Below are 20,839 nucleotides of genomic sequence, written 5' to 3'. Positions count from 1 at the left end.
CGCCGAGGCCGCCGGATGCCGCCGCGCGGCGGCGGGCCCGACGTGCCCGGTCGATGTTCGCCGGCGCAGTCTTCCTCGCAGTCGTCGCTCTGCTGTCCGCGTTCCTCCCCTTCTACTGGGTGTACCTGCTGTCGACGGTCGGGGTCGGCGCGCTGGTGGCGCGCAGCATCGGCCTTCTCACCGGCCAGGTCGGCATCATCACGCTCTGCCAGCTGTCGTTCGCCGCCATTGGAGGCTGGGTCGTCTCCTGGCTCGCGCTGCAGTGGCCCTCCGCTCCCTTCCCCGTTCTCGTGCTGCTCGGGGGGCTCGCCACTTTCCCCATCGGGACGGTGATCGGCGTCGTGACGGCCCGGATCCGAGGGGTAGAGCTCGCGGTCGTGACGCTCGGCTTCGCCACCGCGCTCGACCTCGTACTCCGGCAGACCAGCTTCCCCGGCGTTGGGCAGGGGGTTCCGGTGCTGCCCACTGCTCCATTCGATGATGCGCGCTGGTTCACCGTCTTCGCCGTGGCTGTGCTCATCGTGACGCAGCTCGGGGTCGCTGCCCTCGCCCGGTCGCGGCACGGTGTCAGCTGGCAGGCCGTGCGGGGCGGCGAACGAGCAGCAGCATCGCTCGGCGTCCCGGTCCTTGCGTCGAAGGCCACGGCGTTCGGGACGTCGGCGCTGATCGCTGGGCTCGCGGGTGGCCTGCTCGCCGGGCAATACGGTCTGCTCACGACGAGCGTGTTCAGTCCCCTCGCGTCACTCGTCTCCCTGGCGACGGCGGTGCTGTGCGGTGCCGCACTGTTCAGCGGCGCTGTGCTGGCGGGCGCGTTCGGTGTGCTCATCCCCGAGGTGCTCAGGCGCTTGGACCTTCCGCTCGATCTCGGCAACGCGCTGCTCGCCATCGGCGCGTTCGACACCCTACGTCGCGGCAATGGCGGGCTCATGGAACAGTTCACGAGGTGGCGTGAGGAGCGTTCCTTCCGCGATGTCAGGGTCACGTGCGAGATCGCAGAGACGGCGAGGTCGGGCGCGGGTCCCGATCTCGCCGGCGCTGAGGCCGGCGCGGGTGCGGCTGAGCGCCGGCCGCGCCTGAGCGTCCGCGGACTGACGGTCGACTTCGGCGGCAATCGCGCCCTGGACGGGGTCGATCTCGATCTCGCGGTGGGAGAGGTGCAGGCGCTCATCGGGCCGAACGGTGCGGGGAAGTCGACCCTCGTCGACGCGGTCACGGGCTTCCTTGCTCGCCACCAGGGCAGCGTGATGTTCGACGGCACATCCGTCGACGCTCTCTCCGCCCGCCGGAGGGCGAAGCTTGGGATCCGGCGCACCTTCCAGCAATCGCGCGCGGTCGAGGCGCTCACGGTGGCCGAGTATCTGTGCTTAGCCGCAGAGGGTATGCCCGTCGACGTCGTGCATACGTTCTTCGGCCTGCCGGACGGCGATGTCCCGATCCGGCTCATGGACATCGGATCGCGCCGCATCCTCGAGGTCGCGGCGGCTCTCGCCTCGCGGCCCGGCGTGCTGTTGCTCGACGAGCCCGCGGCCGGCCTGGGCGAGGAGGAGCATCATGCCTTCGCTGAACTCGTGCGACGCATTCCCGACACTTTCGGCACGTCGGTGCTGCTGATCGAACACGACATGGGCTTCATCCGAGTGGCCGCCCGTCGTGCCACGGTGCTCGACGAGGGCCGCGTGATCAGCTCCGGGCCGGTGGCCGAGGTACTGCGCGACCCGCGGGTCGTCGCAGCGTATCTCGGCACGGAGGCGGCGGCATGACCGGCGGGCTGCACGTCTCGGCTCTCACCCTGAGGCGCGGCGGACTGACCATCTGCCGCAACATCTCCCTCGTCGTGCCCGAGGGCGAGATCACCGTGCTGCTCGGCGCCAACGGAGCAGGGAAGACCACCCTGCTCGACGGGATCGCCGGCGTGATTCCGCCCGCGGACGGAGCCGTGACGCTGCAGGGACGCCGCATCGACACCATGACGATGCACCGGCGCGCCAGGCATGGGCTCGCGTACATCGAACAGGGTCGCAGCGTGTTCGGACACCTCACGGTGACACAGAACATCGCCGTGGTGGACCGCTCACCGTCCGCACTCCGACGTGCGTTCGAGCTCTTCCCCCGCCTCGCCGAGAAGCGCACCACGCGCGCAGGGCTCCTCTCGGGCGGTGAGCAGCAGATGCTCGTCATCGCCCGCGCTCTGGCCACGCGGCCACGCCTCCTCCTCGTCGACGAGCTCTCCCTCGGCCTGGCGCCGATGGTCGTGAACAGCCTCATGCAGACCCTCGCCGATCTCGCCTCCACGGGCGTCGGAGTTCTGCTCGTGGAACAGTTCGCGGAGCAAGCCCTCGCGATCGGGACCACGGCCCACATCATGCAGGGCGGTCGCATCGTCCGATCCGCCCCGTGCGTCGACCTTCTGAGCGACAGAGCCGCGCTCGCGGCCCCCTACCTGGCAGACCCCGATGACTTCAGTTGAGACGGTTCGTGGTCGGTGGGGTGCTTCGGGTGACGATCAACGCCGTCGTCAGTGCTGGCCGGCGGTGAGGGCTGCGCGTGCTCGTGCACGAGCGTGATCGTCGCCGCCGGCTGCCGCGACGGCCAGTACCCCGGCACCCACGATGGGGGCGGTCTTCAGCAGGACCGGGTGCGCATGGGGGGCGCGTTCAGCCAGTCCGTCTCGGATGCCGCGGCTCAGGCGCGGATTGCCGGAAGCGATGACGCCGCCGCCGAACACCACCGGGACCGCAGCGTTGCTGAGCTGCAGCCGGTTCAGTGCAGCGCACGCCAACGTGATGATCTCGTCGGCCTGACGGTCGACGAGGGCGCCGGCTACCTCGTCGCCCGAGGTGGCCGCGGTCAGAAGGACCGGAGCGAGGCGGCGCAGTTCTGCATGAGGCAGCCGGCCTCCGTCCAGCGCGGCGATGACGTCGTCCAGAGTCGACATCCCGAAGGCAGCGGGGATGGCGTCGGCGAGGAGCGTGGCCGGGCCCCGCCCGTCCCGGGATCGGGCAGCGTGCCAGAGGGCCTGTTGACCCAGCTCCCAGCCGCCGCCCCAGTCACCGCTTATCGTGCCGAGCGCGGCGAAGGTCGCGGTGGCGCCGTCCGCGCGAACGCCCAGCGCGTTGATTCCCGTTCCACACACGACGGCGACCGCGTCTGCGGCGTCGGTGCCCGCTCGCAGCAACGCGGGCATGTCGTTGTCGAGCGTGAGAACCGCTCGATGCGTCCACGGCGCACGACCGAGCGCGGCGCGAAGAGCAACGGTGTCGTCCGGCAGATTCAAACCCGACACGAACGCATGAACACCGTCCGGTGTCGTTTCACCGGCTTCGGCGAGCACGGTGCCCACGATGTCCTCGAGCGTCGCGGCGGCCTTCTCGACTCCCGCTACGCGCGGGCTGGACCCAGGCCCTGTGACGCGCGCCCTCAACTCGCCTTCGATGGTGAGCACGACAGCATCCGTCTTCTCACCGCCGCCGTCCACCGCGACCACCACCGATGGGCGACGCGATGTGCCGCCGAGCGCAGTGTCCGCGGTCATTCGGTCGCGCTGTCGTCGACGAGAGGCATGTTCAGCACAATAACTTCTCCCACCTCGACTCCCTCGTGCCGGGCGGGCCCTCGAGCACGAGGTCCCGCCCGGCATTCGAGGTCGTTAGCGAAGAATCACAACTGACCGCCGGCATCGACGATGTGGGTCGTCCCGGTCACGTATCGCCCGTCGTCGGAGACGAGATAGAGGATCGCGTTCGAGATGTCCTCAGACTCGATCGCCGGGATGGGCAGCTTGTTGAGGGTGAGCGCAGCCTGCTCGAAGTCCGCGCGAGTCGGCTGCTCGAGGTCGGGTCGGAACAGCCGGTAGGTCGCGTCGTTGAGGATCATGTCGGTGGCAACCGTCGTCGGGTGCACCGTGTTCACGCGAATCGACTGCGGTCCGAGCTCTTTGGCGAGCACCTTCGAGAGCATGACCAGCCCAGCCTTCGCCGCGGAGTAGTGCGCGGTGTTCGGGTTCGCGTAGATCGCCGCGAGGGAGCTCGTGATCACGACTGCCCCGCCGCGACCACCGGCGATGATGTGCGGAACCGAGGCCTTGAGTGTCTTCCACACTCCGGTGAGGTTGACATCGATCATCGTCTGCCAGACCTCCTCGTCCATCTCGAGCGTGGATGCCGGCGTGGAGATGCCCGCGTTCGCAAGCACAATGTCGAGCCGGCCCAGCTGCGCGACCCCGTCATCGACGGCGGCCTTGAGCGCGGCGGCATCGCGCACGTCGGCCTTCGTCGCGACGATGCGGCGGTCGAGCGCTTCGACCTGCCGCACCGTCTCAGCCAGGTCGTCCGGAGTCGCTCCCGGGTATGGCACCGTCTCGACCGGGCCCGCGATATCGATCGCGATGATGTCGGCACCCTCTTGCGCCAAACGCACCGCGTGGCTTCGACCCTGTCCTCGGGCCGCGCCGGTGATGAACGCGACCTTGCCATCTAGCTTGCCCATTGCTTCTTCCTTCTCTCGTTCCCGCTTCGTGGCGGGCATTCTCCCTGCATCTCGCAGGAGATCTGCGTAGCGCTACAGCAGCGGCTGCCACCGACGCCCTTCCTGAGTTCTCCCTCGCTCGAAGGGATGGCTGCCCTCACGATGTCGAGCACGCGTGCGACCTCGGTTCCACCCCGCGGCACTCATCACTCGGAGAACAGAGCGCTGAGCGCCGGGGCGACGTCGTGGAAAGAGCGGATCGCGCGGAACCGACCCCGCCCGACGCGAGCGAGGTCGCGGCCGAGTTCGACGTCTTTCTCGCCGCTGGTGTCGAGCAGCACGTCGAGTCTTGGGAGCCGTGCGGCGGCGACGCGAGGGTCGGGGCCTGCGTTGTGCACGCAGTCCGAGAGGAGCACGACCCGCGAGTCGCGCGCCGGAGCCCCGGCGAGCTGCGTCGCCGCGATCTCCAGCGGGAAGCTCACATTGGTCAGACCCCGCGCCGGGATGCGGAGCAGGTCGTCGAGCACCTCGAGAGGTCGCACGTCTGCGCCGAGCGGAAGCAGGATCGCCGCATCCGACCAGAACGCGAGCACGCCGAGGTCGTCGCGTTGCAGCTCGGCCGCCAGCGCACCGACGGTCGCCGCCGCCGTCCTCACCCGTTCGCCCTTCATCGATCCGCTCACGTCGACGGCGAGCACGACTGAACGTCCCGTGCGCATCCGGTCTCGGACGATGATGTCCTCGTCCTCGGGCATCGGGCGCTCTGCCAGCAGCTCGATGGTGCGGTCGAGGTCGATGTCGTCGGAGCCGCCCCGGTACGGCATGCTCATCAGGTCCCCGACGCCGCGACGGGCGGACGCGTCGTTGCGGGGCTTGCGCAGGGCCAGCCGCGATGCGATCTGTCGCGCCCGCTGCCGCACGAGCTGGTCGACCTCGGCGAACTCGTCGATGCCCACCAGTTCACCCTTCTCGTCGGTGAACCCCGCGACGACACCGCCCGGACGCGTCTCCCCGCCAGCGGCGCGCTCCCGCGCCCGCGGCTGAAGTACGAAACCTCCCGAACCCGCCGACGGCTCGAACACCGTCGGCGCCTCGTCGAGCTGCTTCGGCTTCGGACGCCGCCGCGGCGGCGCACCGGCCTCAGACCGACGGGTAATCGGCGTCTCAGCTTCGACCGCTCTTCAACCCGGCGCCGCGGTCGCCGGTTCGAGAATGAACCGGTCTTCCCAGATCTCACGCAGCACCCGCTCCGGCGTCGTGCCGATCGCCTCGTCGAGGTGGATGCGCCCCGAGAGCGAGACGATCATCGCGTCGTACATCAGCTCGGCGTACCGCTCGTCGTCCGCGCGCTCGACTCCGCGCAGCACAGCGAGTTGCGATGCCACGAGAACGCAGTCGATCGCTCCACGCACGCTGCTGCCCTGGCGCACATCCGGATGCGTGCGAGTGGCACGGGTCACCGCGACGGAGTCGGCGATCTGACGCTCGCCGAGCGGACCGGTCACCCCGGTTCGCAGAGCGACGATGCCCCGCTCCGCCTCCTCGTCCTGGTAGTCGACGGCGAGCCGGTTGAGGCGGTCGTGCACACTGGTCGACAGCCGCGTGGTGCCCACGTTGTCGTACGGATTCATCGACGCGATCACCCGGAAGGTCGGTTTCGCCGCCACCGTTCCCACTCGGGGAATCGAGATTCGACGATCGGCCATCGCCGTGAGCAGAGTGTTGAGGGTGTCCTCGGGGGCACGGTTGAACTCCTCGATGTAGAGGAACCCGCCGTGCTGCATCGCCTCGACGAGAGGGCCCGCGACAAAGTTGTCGGCGCTGTAATCCTCCTTCAACACGCGCGAAGGATTGTGATGACCCACGATCTTCGCGGGTGTCAGGTCGGCATTGCCCTCGACGAAGAACAGCGGGATGCCCCACTCCTCGGTGATCGCCTTCAGCATGGTCGTCTTGCTGGTACCGGGCGGCCCCTCGAGCAGCATGTCGCGCCCCGCGGCGACGGCCGCGAGCGTGAGCTCCAACTCACGCTCACGGCCGACGATGCGTTCGGCGATACGAGCACGGCTTTCGGTGAGGCGCCCTCCCCCGGTCTGCGTCGTGCGTTCCATCGACACCTCTCCTACTTCCGCTGTCACTTGATCGTGTATCCCGCGTCGACCTTGAGCTCGGTCCCGGTCACGTACCGTGCCTCGTCGCTGGCGAGGAACAGCACCGCGTTCGAGATGTCGACCGCCTCCACCCACGGAATGGGCAGCGCGTTCGTGCCTTCGAAGATCGGTGCCGCCTGCTCCTTGGTCGGATGCTCGACGTCGGGCATGAAGAGGCGGAAGGTCGCCTCATTGAGGATCATGTCCGTCGCGACCCCGGTGGGGTGCACCGTGTTCACCCGGATTCGGTGCGGGGCGAGCTCGAGCGCGAGGGTGCGCATGATGCCCACCACCGCGTGTTTGCTCGCCGTGTACGCCGCCACGTTCGGGGTGCCCTTGATGCCCGCGGTCGAGCTGGTCAGGATGATCGATCCGCCCGTGCCCTGCTCGATGAGGTGCGGGATCACCGCCTTCGCCGTGTGCCAGACGCCCTTCGCGTTGATGTCGTTGACGAGGTCCCACTCCTCGTCGGTGACGTCCTGCGTCTTGTCACCGAACGCGAAGATGCCCGCGTTCGCGCTCACGATGTCGACGTGGCCGAGCTCGGCGACCCCTTCGTCGAGGGCGCCCTTCAGAGCCCCGTAGTCGCGGACGTCGGCCTTGCGCGCGATGATGCGCCGATCGAGCGCTTCGACCTGCCGCACCGTCTCGTCGAGGTCGGCCTGAGTCGCGCCGGCGTAATACCGGTCCATCCCGGGCAGCGGCTCCGCGACGTCGACCGCGATGATGTCGGCTCCCTCCTGGGCGAGTCGCAGCGCGTGGCTGCGACCCTGGCCTCGGGCTGCGCCCGTGATGAAGGCCACCTTGCCTTCGACGCGTCCTGCCATCGTGCGCCTACTTCACCGCCGCGCCCGCATCGACCGGGAGGGGCACCCCGGTGATGTAGCGCGACTCGTCGGAGGCGAGGAACAACAGGGCGTTGCTGATGTCCACTGCCTCGACCCACGGGATCGGGAGGGAGTTCATCTGCGTGGCCGCGTCGGCGAAGTCCTGCTTCGTCGGCGAGTCGAGGTCGGGCCGGAACAGCCTGTAGATGTCGTCGTTCTGCACCATGGGAGTGTCGACCGTCGTCGGGTGGATGCTGTTCACGCGGATGAAGTGCGGCCCGAGCTCGAGCGCCAAGGTACGCATGAGCCCGACGACGCCGTGCTTTGCGGCCACGTAGTGCGAAATGTTCTGGTAGGCGAACAGGCCGGCGTCCGAGCTGGTGAGGATGATCGACCCGCCCTTCTTCCCATTCGCCTTCAGGTGAGGGATCGCCGCTTTGCAGGTGCGCCACACTCCGTTGAGGTTGACCTCCGGCATGTCGACCCACTCGGAGTCCTCGATCTCCTCCGAGAGGTGCGGCATGCCGCTGATCCCCGCGTTCGCCGACACGATGTCGAGCCGGCCGAGTTCGGCGACCCCGTCGTCGACGGCGCCCTTCAGCTGCGCGAAGTCCCGCACGTCGGCTTTCGTCGCCACGATGCGACGGTCGAGCGCCTCGACCTGCCGCACCGTCTCCTGCAGGTCCTCCTCGGTCGCCCCGTCGTAGGGCGTGTTCGGCTGCTTCTCGCAGGCGTCGATCGCGATGATGTCGGCGCCCTCCTGCGCGAGTCGCAACGCGTGGCTGCGTCCCTGTCCGCGTGCCGCGCCGGTGATGAAGGCGACTTTGCCTTCGACTCGTCCTGCCATCAGTCCTTCTCCTTGCCTCTCCGTCACTTCTTGTTGAGGAAGCCGGCGTCGACCGGCAGGGTGACGCCCGTGATGTAACGGGCGGCGTCCGAGACGAGGAAGAGGATCGCGTTCGATAGGTCGACCGCCTCGATCATCGGAACGGGAAGTGCGTTCTGGATCGCCTGAGACATGGACGGGTCGCTCTGCAGGAACTCCTGGATGACGTCGTTCATGACCATCGGCGTGTTCACCCCGGTCGGGTGGATCGTGTTGACGCGGATGCTGTACTCGGCCAGCTGATTGGCATAGGCGCGCATCAAGCCGACGACCCCGTGCTTGGCGGCCGTGTAGCCGAGTCCGCCGGGCGAGTTCCCGCCGATGCCCGCGATGCCGGCGGTGGAGCTGGTGAGCACGATCGCCCCGCCCCGGCCTCCCTCGATCATCGACGGCTTGGCGACCTCGACGGTGTTGTAGACGCCGGTGAGATTGACGTCGAGGACGTCGAACCACTCTTGCTCGGTGGGAGACATCGACATGGGCGCGATGCCGGCGTTGCCGAGCACGATGTCGACTGGACCCAGCTCCGCGGTGCCCTCGTCGAACACCGCCTGCAGTGCGGCCCGGTCGCGCACATCGGCGGTGCGGGCGACGATCCGCCGGTCGAGCGCTTCGACCTGCCGGACCGTCTCCTCCATGTCCTCCGGTGTCGACATCGGGTACTTGACGCTCTCGATCTGCGCATTGATGTCGATCGCGATGATGTCGGCTCCCTCTTGCGCGAGCCGGATGGCGTGGCTGCGGCCCTGACCGCGCGCCGCACCGGTGATGAAGGCGACTCTGCCTTCGAGTGTGTTGCCCATTGTGTTCATTTCCTTAGCTGGATCTTCATCGTCCCGGCCGAGAAGGGACGGAAGGCGTGGCCGGGGCCGTCTTCCGTCAGATGCGCCCGCTAGGGCGCCTACTGATCGAGGGCGCGCCGCGGCGTGCGGCGGCGCACCCTCGATGAATCAGTACTGCGTGTTGCCGGCGTCCACCGTCATGGCGAGCGAGGTGATGTAACGGGCCTCGTCGGAGGCGAGGAACAGCACCGCGTTGCTCTGGTCGACCGGCTTGGTGCTCTGGATCGGCAGCAGATTGGCGAGCATGCCGCCCACGGCCGGGTTCTTCTCGAGCAGCGGACCGAAGGCGTTGCCCATCTCACCCATCGGCGTCTCGACGCCTGTCGGGTGGATGGTGTTGACGCGGATGTTGTGCTGAGCCAATTCGGTCGCGTAGGCCCGCATGAGACCGACGACACCGTGCTTCGCTGCAACGTAGGCGCTGAGGAACGGCAGGCCCTTGAGCCCGGCGGCCGAGCTGGTCAGGATCATCGATCCGCCGCCGGCTTCGATGAGGTGCGGGGCGGTGAGCGAGATCGTGTTCCAGACACCCTTGAGGTTCGTGTCGACGGTCTGATCCCAGATGTCTTCCGTGGTGTTCTGCCAATCGGCGACAACGCAGATTCCGGCGTTGGCGACCACGATGTCGAGATGTCCGAGCTCGGCCACGCCGTCGTCGATCGCCTTCTTCAACGCTCCCCGATCGCGGACGTCCGCCTTCGTGGCGATAATGCGACGGTCGAGCGCTTCGACCTGCCGCACCGTCTCAGCGAGGTCCTCCTCGGTCGGGGACGGGTAGGCGATGTTCGGAATGTGCTCCGCGATGTCGACCGCGATGATGTCGGCGCCCTCCTGCGCCAGTCGCAGCGCGTGCGAACGCCCTTGACCACGAGCTGCCCCGGTGACGAACGCGACTTTTCCTTCAACACGCCCCATGTGCGTGCACCTTCTTTCTCTCATCCAGGTCCCCGGTTCGGGGCCGTCGATCACAGGTTCCGGTCGGAACCCGCGCTTGGTTCACGCGCACTCACCCGATGGGGCGGCCCGCGGGGTGTCTCGGTGTCAGCAGCCGTAACCTCCTCGAGCGGGGTCGGCGCTGCATACGCGGCAGCTTCCTTGTGAAGGTGGGCTGGTCACTCCCACGGTGAGGATCTCGTCTCGTGCCCTGGCTGGCGAAGCCGCGACCGGGAACACTGCGACGGGTGCGATCTGAGAGACCGGCGTGCGGTGTCTGGTCGCACCCTGCGGCGTGTGGTGATCGGGGTCGGAAGCGCATCGGCCCGAGAATGGTCGAGCGTCGGCTCAGTAGACGCTGCACAGGCTCTCGATCGAAGCCTTCTCGAAATGGGCGTCGGCTCGGCCGACGAATTCGCCGACGGTGACGGATTCGTCGGCACTGAACGACAGGTTCGAGGCGGTCGGTTCGGCGATGTGCATCGTTGCTCCTCACGACGAGAATCGGCTCTGTTGGCGATTTCTCTGCTTGCGTTCGAGACTAATGACACCCAGTGCCGAAGGAAAGGGGCAGATCGATGAGTGAGGCGGATCCGTCGGTTCCTCGCCCCCGGACCGGGCGGCAACGATCGACCACCGTCACCGAGCTGAGCCACATCGGGCTCGCACTGTTCATCGAGAACGGCTTCGATGCCACGACGGTCGACGACATCGCCACAGCGGCCGGAATCGGGCGACGCACCTTCTTCCGCTATTTCTCATCGAAGAACGACCTGCCGTGGGGCGAGTTCGAGGACCTGCTCGACTCGATGCGCGACTACCTCGCGTCCGTGCCGCCGGAGGTGCCGCTGATCGACGCCCTGCACGCGGCGGTCATCGAGTTCAACGCGTTCCCCGACGAGGAGATCGAGTACCACCGCCAGCGAATGACGCTGCTGCTGAACGTTCCCTCGCTCGTCGCCCATTCGACCCTCCGCTACGCCTCGTGGCGGCAGGTGATCGCCGAGTACGCAGCCGAGCGTCTCGGCCTCTCCGCCGACGACCTCGAGCCGCAGACCCTCGGCTGGGCACTACTCTCGCTCTCGCTTTCGGCCTACGAGCAGTGGCTCCGGCACGACGACGCGGATCTCGCGACGCTGATTGACGCGGCGTTCGCCGTGTTCGAACGACACCAGCTGAGGCGCGACTGATGCGGGACGGGTGGGATGTCATCGTCGTGGGCGCCGGTGCGGCCGGGTCGGCACTCGCCGCGCGGCTGTCCGAGAACCCCGATCGACGTGTCCTGGTGCTCGAGGCGGGGCGGGTGCCGACCGACGTGGCCGGTTTTGGCTCGGCGCTGCTCGATGCGGCGCGGGTCCCCGGCGCCGATCCGCGCACGGAGGAGGTGTGGCGGTACCCGGTCCGGCTGACGTCCGATCGCGACTACACGGTGCTGCGCGGGCGGATGCTCGGAGGCTCCATGGCGGTGAACGGCGGCTACTTCATCCGCCCGCGCCGCATCGACCTCGAACGGTGGGCGGAGGCGGGAGGCGACGCGTGGCGATACCCGAACGTCCTGCCGGTGCTGCGGCGGATGGAACGGGACCTCGACTACGGTGCGTCCGCCCTGCACGGCGACGCCGGCCCGATCCCCGTCAGCAGACCCCGAGCGGATGATGCGTGGTCGCGGGCGTTCGCCGATGCCGCCCGTTCGATGGGTCACGTCGACGAGGTCGACAAGAACGCCGAGGGTCCTATCGGTGTGGGGCCGGTGCCGATGAACGTGGCCGATGGCGTGCGCTGGAATGCGGGAGCCGCCTACCTGCTTCCCGCGATGGGCCGATCGAATCTGGAGGTCCGCGGCGACGAGAACGTCCACCGCATCCGAATCGAGAACGGCCGGGCGGTCGGCGTGGAGGTCGTTCGCGCCGGTCGGGTGGAGCTGATCGAGGCGGGAGAGGTCGTGCTGTGCGCGGGCGCGTTCGGCAGCGCCGCGCTGCTTTTTCGGTCGGGAGTCGGGCCCGCCGACGCACTGACCTCAGCCGGGGTCGAGGTCGTCGCTGATTCGCCGGTCGGCACCTCGTTCGCCGATCACCCGCAGGTCATCGTCGAGGCGGCTCGGTCGGCGCCGCTCGAGGTGTCGGAGCGGTGGCTCTCTCACGCTCTGAATCTGCGCACAGAGCATCGCGGCGAGGCGGGCGAAGCCGAGATCCTGCAATCGTCGACCCCTCTCGCCGTTCTCGCAGGCGACGACTCCGACGGCGCGGAGTTGCCGTTGCCGTTATTGGTGTCCCTGCAGGTGTCGCGGTCGCGCGGAACACTCCGGCTCGACCCGCGAGATCCGAACGGGCCGCCGATCATCGATTACCAGTACCTGAGCGAGCAGGCCGATCGAGCGGGGCTGCGCGACGCCGTTCGGATTGCCGCGGGGCTGCTCGCGAGCGACGCCATGCAGGACGTCGGTGTTCGGAACGCCGAACCGGCGCTGCTCGACTCGGACGACGACCGGCTCGACTCGTGGATCGGGGCGCGCCTCGGTACCTCGGTGCATGCGAGCGCCACCGCACCGATGGGGTCGGAAAGCGACCCCGCGGCTGTCGTCGACGGCAGCGGACGGGTGCACGGGGTCACCGGACTCCGGGTGGCGGACACGTCGATCCTGCCCGACACCCCGCGCCGCGGCCCTGCCGCCTCTGCGGTGCTGGTCGGCGAGGTGATCGCTCGGGCGATGCGGTAATCGCCAGGAGCTCCACGAGAACGCACGTTCCGGGCACGTGCGCCCGCCGGAACGTGCGTCTGTGCCCGCAATATCGGATCCGGGAGAATGGGGGGATGACCGACGATGCGCTGCCCGTGTTCACGATCGAGAGCCTCGAGCCGCAGCTCGCGCTGCTGCGCCTGCGCTCGTTCGACCAGGACGACGCGTACGCCCTCGGCACCATCGCCGCCGAGATGATCCGCGACCGGGGGCTCGTCATGGCGGTGCAGATCGTGATCGGCGAGCACGTCGTCTACAAGGCCGCGCTGAACGGGGTCTCGGGCGACACCGCCGACTGGCTGCGCCGCAAGTCGAACACGGCGAAGCGCCGGGGCGAGCCGTCGCTGCTCGTCCGCCGCCGCCTCGAGGCCGAGGGGCACACGCTCGCCGACGGCGGCCTCGACGAGGCCGACTTCGCCGCGCACGGCGGCGCCGTGCCGATCTTCGTCGACGACGAGCTGGTCGCGACCATCACTACCTCGGGCGAACCGGACGTCATCGATCACGAGGTCGCCATCGCCGCGGCGATGGAGTTCGTCGCCCGCTGAGAGCGCCGCGGCGCCGCCGTGACGCCGCCTCAGCATGCGGTGGAGGTCCCCGAGCCCACCCTCGGCGCATCCGGTCAGTACGTGGTGATGAACAGTGCGAGGTGCGCTGTCACTCGTGCGGCGTGCTGGGCTGCGAAGTGCGCGGCGTGAGCCACGGCGCCGCCCTCAGCGCCACAGGAGGGTCGGAGATCCCGCCGACCCGTCGGGTTCGTACTCGCCCCGGTGCGCCTACCGACTCACCGCATCGCGTTCCGTCGTCACTCGCCCAGCAGGTCGGCCTCCCAGTTGATGCGTTGGATCTCGCTGTCGACCTCGCGCAGACGCTTCGCGACCTCGTCGGCGCGGAGGCGCAGCTCGCCCGCGGGCAGTGCTGAGACGGTGCGCAGTTCGCTGCGCAGCTGACGGAACCCGCTCGCACCGGTCGCCGCATCGGCGGCGGAGGTCAGCAGCGAGTGCTGCATCCGCAGTGTGTCCCGCGAGGCGAGCAGGTCGGTGACGGTCAGATCGGACGCGCCGCGAGTGATCGCGTTGGTGGCGTTGATGCGCGCGACCAGCACCCCGAGGGCGTCGACCGCGGCGATCGCCTCGAGCAACAGTGCGGCCGCATCCTCACCGGGCTCCTCGCCCTCCTGGTAGCGGGCGTTCGCCGCGATGCGTGCGCGCAGCTGCTCGATGCGCTTCTGCAAGTCACCGCGTTCCATCAGAGCTTCGGCTAGACGCATGATCCCAGTGTGGCGCACACCGACCTGTCGGCGCTGAGAAGGCGTCGACTCAGCTGGTGGTCGGAGTTCCCCCAGCTAGGCCCGGTCGGATGGGAAACACGACGAGCACCGCCCGCCTCTCGGCGGCGCGGCGCGAACCACGACGCCGAAGGAGAACATCCGATGGACATCCCCGCCCAGCAACAGCCGGTGCCCGGCACCGAGGCCGACCTGACGCCCACCGCCGACCACGGCGAGCAGAGCTACCAGGGGCGCGGCCTGCTCGAGGGCAAGGTGGCGCTCATCACCGGCGGCGACAGCGGCATCGGCAAAGCCGTCGCCATCGCCTACGCCCGCGAGGGCGCCGACATCGCGATCTCCTACCTCTCGGAGGAGGAGGACGCGAAGGACACCGCGCACTGGGTGGAGCAGGCCGGCCGCCGCGCCATCCTGCTGCCCGGCGACGTCGCAGACCCCGACCAGTGCCGCTACCTCGTGCAGAAGACCGTCGAAGACCTCGGCGGACTCGACATCCTGGTCAGCAACGCCGCCTTCCAGATGTCGCGGCCGAGCCTGCAGGAGACCCCCGACGAGGAGTGGGACTTCACGGTCGCGACGAACCTCAGCGCGTTCTTCCACCTGTCGAAGGCCGCCGAGCCCCACCTGAAGGCCGGGTCGGCCGTCATCGCCACGTCGTCGATCCAGTCCGACTCGCCGAGCCCCGACCTGCTGCCCTACGCGATGACGAAGGCCGGGCTCGCGAGCATGATCGCGTCGCTCGCCCAGCTGTGGGGCGAGAAGGGCATCCGCGTCAACGCGGTCGCGCCGGGACCGATCTGGACGCCGCTCATCCCCGCGACCATGCCTCCCGAGAAGGTCGAGGACTTCGGCGGCGACACCCCGCTCGGTCGAGCGGGCCTGCCCGCCGAGCTTGCTCCCGCCTATGTGCTGCTCGCCTCGGATGAGGGCAGCTACATCTCCGGCGCGGTGCTGCCCGTCACCGGCGGGAAACCGATTCTCGGAGCCTGACCGTCAGGTCGAGCGTTCGACGGGCTTCCGACGCCCGCGTCGTCTCTCAGGCGGCGTGGGCGTCGAGGTGTCGGAGCAGTCGGCCGAACTGGTCGGTCGGGGCGCCGTGGTGCTCGGGGTGCCACTGCACGCCGAGGATCGGGAGATCGTCGTGCGCGATGGCTTCGACGATGCCGTCCTCGCTCGATGCGGCGGCGCTGAGCCCGCGACCGAGCCGGGCGACCGCCTGGTGGTGCGAGCTCTGCACCTCTTCGCCGGGTCGGATGGCACCACGGAGCCGCCCGCCCGCGAGGTCGACGGTGTGGCGGGTGAAGGAGCCGGCGCCGGGACGGTCGACGCGGTGGTGGTCGGTGTCGTCGAGGTGCTGGATGAGGTCGCCGCCGAACGCGACGTTGACGATCTGGTGCCCGCGGCAGATGCCGAGCACGGGTACCCCGATGGTGGCCGCTTCGGCGATCGCGGCGAGCTGCGCCTCGTCGGCCGCCTCGCGGTGGTTTCCGCCGCCGACGTAGTCGAGAGGGCCGCCGTAGAAGTCGGGGTGCACGTCTTCGCCGCCGACGATGACGACGAGGTCGCTGGCGCGGACGACCTCGAGGGTGGCCGTGACGGATGCGTCGCCGCTGGCGTGCAGCCGCGGCTGCCACCCGAGCGAGCGGATGGTGGCGAGTGCCGAGAGGTTGAGCTCGTCGGCGAGCCGCTGGTACCGCGGGTTCGTCTCGCGCGACTCGGTGACGTGCAGGACGGCGACGCGACGTACTGTCATCATGTCCCCTCTCCTGCGGCGTAGGTGTCGACGATATGCCGCGGGGCGCGGAGGCGCCTGGAATATGACGCCGCGCTACGGCGGTGCGGTGATCTCGGCACTCCGGTCTCGATGCGCTTCGCTTACTCGACCCGTCTCGATACGCTCCTCCGTCGCTACTCGACGACCGGGTTCATCCCGCCGGTTGAGCGCAGCGATACGAAGGACACGACTCCCACACCGGTCGTCGAGTAGGGCGAAGCCCGTATCGAGACGGCTCGAGTAAGCGAGGAACGAGCGCACCGAGAGCGCAGCCCCGGAGTTCGGCACTGCGGTCTCGATGCGCTCCGCTTACTCGGCGACCGGGGCTGCTCGCGCAACTGGGAGGTGGCTCCGAGACGGGGGTGTGTCCGCTTCCCGGTTCTACCCTGGCGCCGTAACGGAAAGGACGGCACGACGATGACCACTCCCCCGCACACCTACCCGACCGGCGTCCCCAGTTGGATCGACCTCGAACGCGTCGACACCCGCGCCGCCACCACCTTCTACAGCGCGGTGCTCGGCTGGGAGTTCACCGTCGCAACTCCTCCGGGCGTAGAGCCGCAGTACCTGGTCGCGACCCTCGACGGCGCGGACGCCGCGGCGATCAGCGGGCCGACCGAGGCCGACTCGCAGTGGAACACCTATATCGCCGTCGACGACGTCGAGACCTACGAGAAGAAGGTCGAAGCGGCGGGCGGCAGCGTGCTCGTTCCGGCCCAAGACATCGGTCCCGCCGGCCGGCTCGCCGTCTGCGCCGACCCCGCGGGGGCCGAATTCCGGCTCTGGCAGGCGAAGAACCGGCTCGGCGTGCAGGTCACCAACATTCCCGGTGCGTGGAACTTCAGCATCCTCGACACCCCCGACCCGCGGGCCGCCTTGCAGTTCTACTCCGCGGTGTTCGGCTGGACGTCGATCGGTTCCGACTCGGCGCTCGGCGATCTGATGGTCGCGCAGCCGGGCTACGGGCAGCACCTCACCGACACCGTCGACCCCGACATCTTCGAGCGACAGGTCGGCGCACCCGAGGGGTTCGCCGATGTTGTCGCGGGCATCGGTCCGAGCATCGATGGGGAGCCTGCGCGCTGGCGGGTGCAGTTCTCGGTCGAGGACCGCGAGGCGGCGATCGCGTCGGCGACGGAACTCGGTGCCACCGTCGTGTCCACTCGGGAGACCGACTGGACCCACGAAGCACTCATCCGCGACCCCGCCGGCGCCGTCTTCACCGCCAGCCAGTTCGTCCGCGCCTGAGCCACCAACTCCCCGCCCGCCCCGCGAAGCGAGTCAGGCGGCATTGACAACCCATCGCGTCTCCACCGGCGCCGCATCGCCATCGCATCGGGCGCGCATAGCGACGGCTGACTGACTGGACCACGACCGATCGAGAGGACGAGTCATGGCGAAGAGAAGCACCCGCGAGTGGCGGGACCCGCACGGCGAGGAGATCGACGAGGAGGATCGCGGCCTCGTCTACGACGTGCAGACCCTGGTCGACCGGCGGCGCGTGCTCGGTCTGTTCGGCGGGATCTCTGCGACAGCGCTGCTCGCGGCGTGCGCTCCCCTCACCGGCACCACGAGGACGACCGCCTCCACGCCGTCGAGCACGTCGACCCCGTCACCGACGGCGACGTCGGCCACCTCCCCGCTGACCGAGGTGCCCGACGAGACCGGCGGCCCGTATCCCGCCGACGGGTCGAACGGCGTCAACGTGCTCGACGACTCCGGCATCGTGCGCAGCGACATCCGGTCGAGCTTCGGATCATCAACGACCGTCGCCGAGGGCGTTCCGTTGACCATTCAGCTGGGGGTGCGCGACGCCGCAACCGGAGCCGCCCTCACCGGCGCGGCGGTGTACCTGTGGCACTGCGACCGCGCCGGGAACTACTCGCTCTACAGCAACGGCCTCGCGAACGAGAACTACCTGCGCGGGGTGCAGGAGGTCGACGCGAACGGCACCGTCACCTTCACGTCGATCTTCCCCGCCTGCTACTCGGGACGCTGGCCGCACATCCACTTCGAGGTGTACTCCGACGTCGCGACCGCCGTCGCGTCGGGACCCATCGTGAAGACGTCGCAGATCGCGCTGCCGGTCGAAGCGTGCACCGCAGTGTACGCGACGAGCGGGTATGAGCAGAGCGTCCGCAACGTCGCGCAGGTGTCCCTCGGATCCGACAACGTCTTCGGCGACGACGGCGGCATCCACCAGATCGCGACCATGTCCGGATCCGTCGCCGCCGGGTACACGGCGGCGCTCACCGTCGGGGTGTAGCCGGATCGGTCAGCGGCCGAGCGTCTTGCGGCGGCCTCGGTGCTCGAGGAGCGGCCATCCCGCGGCGACCGCGTGCGCGCGCAGAGCACGGTCGGGGTTGACGGCGGTCGGGTGACCGGCGAAGCCGAGCAGCGGGAGGTCGTTGTGCGAGTCGCTGTAGGCGAAGCAGTCGGCGGGGGCAACGCCGGCGCGCTCGGCGAGCTGCGCGGCAACGACTGCCTTCGCGGCGCCGTGCATCACCGAGCCGTCGATCTCACCCGTGTAGTGCCCGTCCGCCTCGATGAGCCGGGTGCCGACCGCTCCGGTGAGACCGAGCCGTTCGGCGATGAGGCCGGCGAGCACCTGCGGGGTCGCGGACAGCAGCCACACCTCGTGACCGTCGGCGATGTGCTGCCGAGCGAGGGCGACGCTCTTCGGCCACAGCGCCGACTCGGTGTAGTTCTCGTAGATATCGCGGGCGATCGCGTCGATCCGCACCACGGAGATGCCCGCGGCGAGCTGCAGCGCGCGGGCGCGGATCTCGTCGAGGTGCGACAGGTTCTCGCCGCGGCTGGCGAAATGGCGGGCCTTCCAGGCGAAACGGGCGATGTCGCGGTTGGAGACGAGACCTCCGCGGTGCATCCCGCGCGCCAGGTGGAACAGCGATGCTCCGCGAAGCAGCGTGTTGTCGATGTCGAAGAACGCGACTGCGCCGACCGGTCTCACCATGGCCGGTCAACCCTAACCGGCATCCGGAGCCGTCACGGTCGGCGCGCGCGACGGATGCGGATCGGCCCCTTCGCGGTCGACGGGTCGACCACCGAGCCGCGCTGCGTGATCTCGACCTCGCCCTGGGCGACGAGTCGGCGGGCGGCGCGGCGCACCGGCTCCATCAGGTCGCGCCACTCGTCGGCCGACTCCGACCGGGCCACCTCCGAGGGGCAGATCGTGGCCGACTCGGCGCGCGTCGACAGCAGCTCGAGGATGCGCCGCTCGTAGCGTTCGTCCGCCTCGGTCAGCTTCGACCGGCGGCAGGAGTCGCTGCAGTACTTGACCTCGTCGAAGGAGCGCTCCCACTTCTTGCGCCACTCGATGCGGCGCCCGCAGACCGCGCAGGTCTTCTCTTTCCGGGCGGCGGGAACGGCGGTTCGGCGGTGCGACATAGGACCTCGATCTTCGTCGCCGACCCTGGCCGTTGCCTCAGCGTGCCCGCGATCACGCCCGCGACCGCGACAGCCGGCGGATTCCGGTCCAGGCTGCGCGCCAGCCGAGCAGGAGCACGCCAAGCACGAGGACGGTGACGATCACGAACGGCAGCTCGGCGCTGTCGCCGGTGGCAAGGCGCAGCAGGAGGCCGAGGATGGTGGTGGTGAGCCACACGATCAGGCCGGAGGCGACGCTCGTGGCTGCGAGTCCGGAGCGGAGGAGCCAGCCGACCTGCAGCGCGGCGAAGAAGGGCAGGAAGGTGGTCGCGAATCCGGCGAGGTCCTCGCCGTGACTGCGCCGCCCGAGGAGCACGAACGCGGCGACGAGGGCGGCGTCGACCGCCCAGGCGACGAGGGCGGGACGGTCGATGCGCACCTGACGACGCTAGCGCGCTCGGCGCGATGGTCTCGATGCGCTTCGCTTACTCGACCCGTCTCGATACGCTCCTTCGTCGCTACTCGACGACCGGAAACAGCCCGCTCGTTGAGCGAAGCGATACGGAGGCGACAGTCCCACCTGCGCCCATGGTCTCGATGCGCTTCGCTTACTCGACCCTGGGCCCATGGCGCACGCTTGCGCCAGGGACTCGATACGCTCCTTCGTCGCTCCTCGACGACCGGGATTTCGGTCGTCGAGTAAGCGAAGCGCACCGAGTCCCCCGCGAGGAACGAGCGTATCGAGAGCGCAGCCGCCGCACCCCTTCGTATCGCTTCGCTCAACGGACGGGGCGGTAGCCGGTGCGGTGGAAGAGGCCCGGGTAGTCGACGACGAACGCATCCGGATCGACCAGCAGTTCGCGCGAGAACCCGGAGTCCAGCGACTCGAACAGCACCCGGTCGGCGCCGAGACGCGTGTACCGCTGCGGGTCGGGCAGGACGTTCAGGTCGTCGTCGACCCACGCGACCACCACCTCCGCCGACGCCCCCACCTCGAGCCCGAGCCGCCGCAACGGCAGCGTGTTCGTGAATGGGCTCACCACCAGGTCGATGTCGACCGCACCGTCGAGATCATCGCGGACCGTCCCGTCCACCACCCACCCGCACTCCGCCGAGTGTTCGAGCGTCACCGCGCAACCGCCGATCATCGCGATCCGCAACGATCGAAACGTCCAGTCGGAGTCGAGCCGCACCTCGTAGCGGTACCGGGTGCCCGACCGATCCACTTCCGAGCGCGCGAGAAGCGACCCGCCGTTCGTGAGTCTCAGCCGTTCGGTCGACGCCGGATCGGTACCGGTCCAGTGGTACTCCGTCACCACGTCAGAGTCCTCCCGCGACCTTCGAACGCACCCAGCTTCACGCCCCCGCGGGCACCCGTGTCGATTTGCGCACGCCAAGACCATGTGTCTAACCTGTCCGCGGACATGTGACTGGTCATGCAGGCAGGATCCGAACGATGAGTGCGTAAGCGCTTGCGGTCGGGTCCTTTTTTATTGCCCGAAACTGCATCGCCGGGAGCGCATCGGAGCGTGTATGTCCGCCCGCACCAAG

Annotated in this window: 23 protein-coding genes; 8 read left to right on the top strand and 15 right to left on the bottom strand. The window is 69.0% G+C overall.

All coding sequences use genetic code 11. The annotated features are described in order from the left end of the window. The first annotated feature begins 53 nt into the window (after positions 1 to 53). Entirely contained in the window at positions 54 to 1,760 is a 1,707-nt protein-coding gene (locus NGH83_RS06515) for an ATP-binding cassette domain-containing protein (RefSeq protein WP_251858250.1), read from the top strand. Continuing rightward, a complete protein-coding gene (locus tag NGH83_RS06510) occupies positions 1,757 to 2,467 on the top strand; it encodes an ABC transporter ATP-binding protein (RefSeq protein ID WP_251858249.1) in 711 nt (236 codons plus the stop codon). Before NGH83_RS06515 ends, NGH83_RS06510 begins: the two co-directional genes overlap by 4 nt. A 48-nt stretch (positions 2,468 to 2,515) precedes the next feature. Here NGH83_RS06510 and NGH83_RS06505 read toward each other — a convergent pair whose 3' ends face one another. From NGH83_RS06505 to NGH83_RS15270, 9 genes are all read right to left on the bottom strand, one after another. Further along, complete coding sequence (locus tag NGH83_RS06505) at positions 2,516 to 3,532, bottom strand: N-acetylglucosamine kinase (RefSeq protein ID WP_256470126.1); 1,017 nt, start codon at positions 3,530 to 3,532, stop codon at positions 2,516 to 2,518. Positions 3,533 to 3,657: 125 nt separating this feature from the next. Continuing rightward, positions 3,658 to 4,485 (bottom strand): mycofactocin-coupled SDR family oxidoreductase, encoded by an 828-nt coding sequence (locus NGH83_RS06500; protein ID WP_251858247.1) that lies wholly within the window; start codon positions 4,483 to 4,485, stop codon positions 3,658 to 3,660. A 185-nt stretch (positions 4,486 to 4,670) separates the two neighbouring features. Further along, a complete protein-coding gene (locus NGH83_RS06495; RefSeq protein WP_251858246.1) occupies positions 4,671 to 5,546 on the bottom strand; it encodes a VWA domain-containing protein in 876 nt (291 codons plus the stop codon). 99 nt (positions 5,547 to 5,645) lie between these two features. Further along, positions 5,646 to 6,575, bottom strand: a complete 930-nt coding sequence (locus NGH83_RS06490) for a MoxR family ATPase (protein ID WP_251858245.1) — start codon at positions 6,573 to 6,575, stop codon at positions 5,646 to 5,648. Between the two features lie 23 nt (positions 6,576 to 6,598). After that, positions 6,599 to 7,441 (bottom strand): mycofactocin-coupled SDR family oxidoreductase, encoded by an 843-nt coding sequence (locus NGH83_RS06485; protein WP_251858244.1) that lies wholly within the window; start codon positions 7,439 to 7,441, stop codon positions 6,599 to 6,601. Between the two features lie 7 nt (positions 7,442 to 7,448). Further along, entirely contained in the window at positions 7,449 to 8,288 is an 840-nt protein-coding gene (locus NGH83_RS06480; RefSeq protein ID WP_251858243.1) for a mycofactocin-coupled SDR family oxidoreductase, read from the bottom strand. 23 nt (positions 8,289 to 8,311) lie between these two features. Beyond that, positions 8,312 to 9,130: a mycofactocin-coupled SDR family oxidoreductase gene (locus NGH83_RS06475; protein WP_251858242.1), complete on the bottom strand. Its 819-nt coding sequence runs from the start codon at positions 9,128 to 9,130 to the stop codon at positions 8,312 to 8,314. A gap of 147 nt (positions 9,131 to 9,277) precedes the next feature. Continuing rightward, positions 9,278 to 10,084 (bottom strand): mycofactocin-coupled SDR family oxidoreductase, encoded by an 807-nt coding sequence (locus NGH83_RS06470; protein ID WP_251858241.1) that lies wholly within the window; start codon positions 10,082 to 10,084, stop codon positions 9,278 to 9,280. Between the two features lie 366 nt (positions 10,085 to 10,450). Continuing rightward, the gene (locus NGH83_RS15270) at positions 10,451 to 10,585 is read right to left on the bottom strand and encodes a hypothetical protein (RefSeq protein ID WP_256470125.1); all 135 of its coding nucleotides are present in this window, start codon (positions 10,583 to 10,585) and stop codon (positions 10,451 to 10,453) included. Positions 10,586 to 10,680: 95 nt separating this feature from the next. Between NGH83_RS15270 and mftR the strand changes: the two genes are divergently transcribed. From mftR to NGH83_RS06455, 3 genes are all read left to right on the top strand, one after another. Further along, positions 10,681 to 11,292, top strand: coding sequence for a mycofactocin system transcriptional regulator (gene mftR, locus NGH83_RS06465; protein WP_251858240.1), 612 nt, complete (start codon positions 10,681 to 10,683; stop codon positions 11,290 to 11,292). Next, positions 11,292 to 12,818 (top strand): mycofactocin system GMC family oxidoreductase MftG, encoded by a 1,527-nt coding sequence (gene mftG / locus NGH83_RS06460; protein WP_251858239.1) that lies wholly within the window; start codon positions 11,292 to 11,294, stop codon positions 12,816 to 12,818. The genes mftR and mftG overlap by 1 nt, the downstream gene beginning before the upstream one ends. Positions 12,819 to 12,913: 95 nt before the next feature. Next, positions 12,914 to 13,387 (top strand): heme-degrading domain-containing protein, encoded by a 474-nt coding sequence (locus NGH83_RS06455; RefSeq protein WP_251858238.1) that lies wholly within the window; start codon positions 12,914 to 12,916, stop codon positions 13,385 to 13,387. Positions 13,388 to 13,644: 257 nt separating this feature from the next. On the opposite strand, the gene NGH83_RS06450 is transcribed toward NGH83_RS06455, so the two are convergent. After that, entirely contained in the window at positions 13,645 to 14,109 is a 465-nt protein-coding gene (locus NGH83_RS06450; RefSeq protein ID WP_251858237.1) for a DIP1984 family protein, read from the bottom strand. A gap of 162 nt (positions 14,110 to 14,271) precedes the next feature. Here NGH83_RS06450 and NGH83_RS06445 point away from each other — a divergent pair, with 162 nt between their 5' ends. Continuing rightward, the gene (locus tag NGH83_RS06445; RefSeq protein WP_251858236.1) at positions 14,272 to 15,117 is read left to right on the top strand and encodes an SDR family oxidoreductase; all 846 of its coding nucleotides are present in this window, start codon (positions 14,272 to 14,274) and stop codon (positions 15,115 to 15,117) included. 46 nt (positions 15,118 to 15,163) lie between these two features. On the opposite strand, the gene NGH83_RS06440 is transcribed toward NGH83_RS06445, so the two are convergent. Continuing rightward, a complete protein-coding gene (locus NGH83_RS06440; protein WP_251858235.1) occupies positions 15,164 to 15,883 on the bottom strand; it encodes a gamma-glutamyl-gamma-aminobutyrate hydrolase family protein in 720 nt (239 codons plus the stop codon). A gap of 435 nt (positions 15,884 to 16,318) precedes the next feature. Here NGH83_RS06440 and NGH83_RS06435 point away from each other — a divergent pair, with 435 nt between their 5' ends. Continuing rightward, positions 16,319 to 17,149, top strand: a complete 831-nt coding sequence (locus NGH83_RS06435; RefSeq protein WP_251858234.1) for a VOC family protein — start codon at positions 16,319 to 16,321, stop codon at positions 17,147 to 17,149. Between the two features lie 145 nt (positions 17,150 to 17,294). Then, complete coding sequence (locus tag NGH83_RS06430) at positions 17,295 to 18,167, top strand: 3,4-dioxygenase subunit beta (protein WP_251858233.1); 873 nt, start codon at positions 17,295 to 17,297, stop codon at positions 18,165 to 18,167. 9 nt (positions 18,168 to 18,176) lie between these two features. On the opposite strand, the gene NGH83_RS06425 is transcribed toward NGH83_RS06430, so the two are convergent. The 4 genes from NGH83_RS06425 to NGH83_RS06410 all read right to left on the bottom strand — a co-directional run bounded on the left by NGH83_RS06425 (position 18,177) and on the right by NGH83_RS06410 (position 20,607). Continuing rightward, positions 18,177 to 18,875 carry an HAD family phosphatase gene (locus NGH83_RS06425; protein ID WP_251858232.1) on the bottom strand — a complete coding sequence of 233 codons (699 nt, stop codon included), beginning with the start codon at positions 18,873 to 18,875 and terminating at the stop codon, positions 18,177 to 18,179. Between the two features lie 32 nt (positions 18,876 to 18,907). Then, positions 18,908 to 19,309, bottom strand: coding sequence for a DUF2256 and DUF3253 domain-containing protein (locus NGH83_RS06420; RefSeq protein ID WP_251858231.1), 402 nt, complete (start codon positions 19,307 to 19,309; stop codon positions 18,908 to 18,910). 52 nt (positions 19,310 to 19,361) lie between these two features. Next, a complete protein-coding gene (locus tag NGH83_RS06415) occupies positions 19,362 to 19,727 on the bottom strand; it encodes a DUF3054 family protein (protein WP_251858230.1) in 366 nt (121 codons plus the stop codon). 340 nt (positions 19,728 to 20,067) lie between these two features. Beyond that, positions 20,068 to 20,607, bottom strand: a complete 540-nt coding sequence (locus NGH83_RS06410; protein ID WP_251858229.1) for a putative glycolipid-binding domain-containing protein — start codon at positions 20,605 to 20,607, stop codon at positions 20,068 to 20,070. Between the last annotated feature and the right edge of the window lie 232 nt (positions 20,608 to 20,839).

Origin of the sequence: Herbiconiux sp. L3-i23, assembly GCF_023734115.1 — a bacterium.
Classification (GTDB): domain Bacteria; phylum Actinomycetota; class Actinomycetes; order Actinomycetales; family Microbacteriaceae; genus Naasia.
This window is presented reverse-complemented; position numbering and strand designations above follow the sequence as displayed.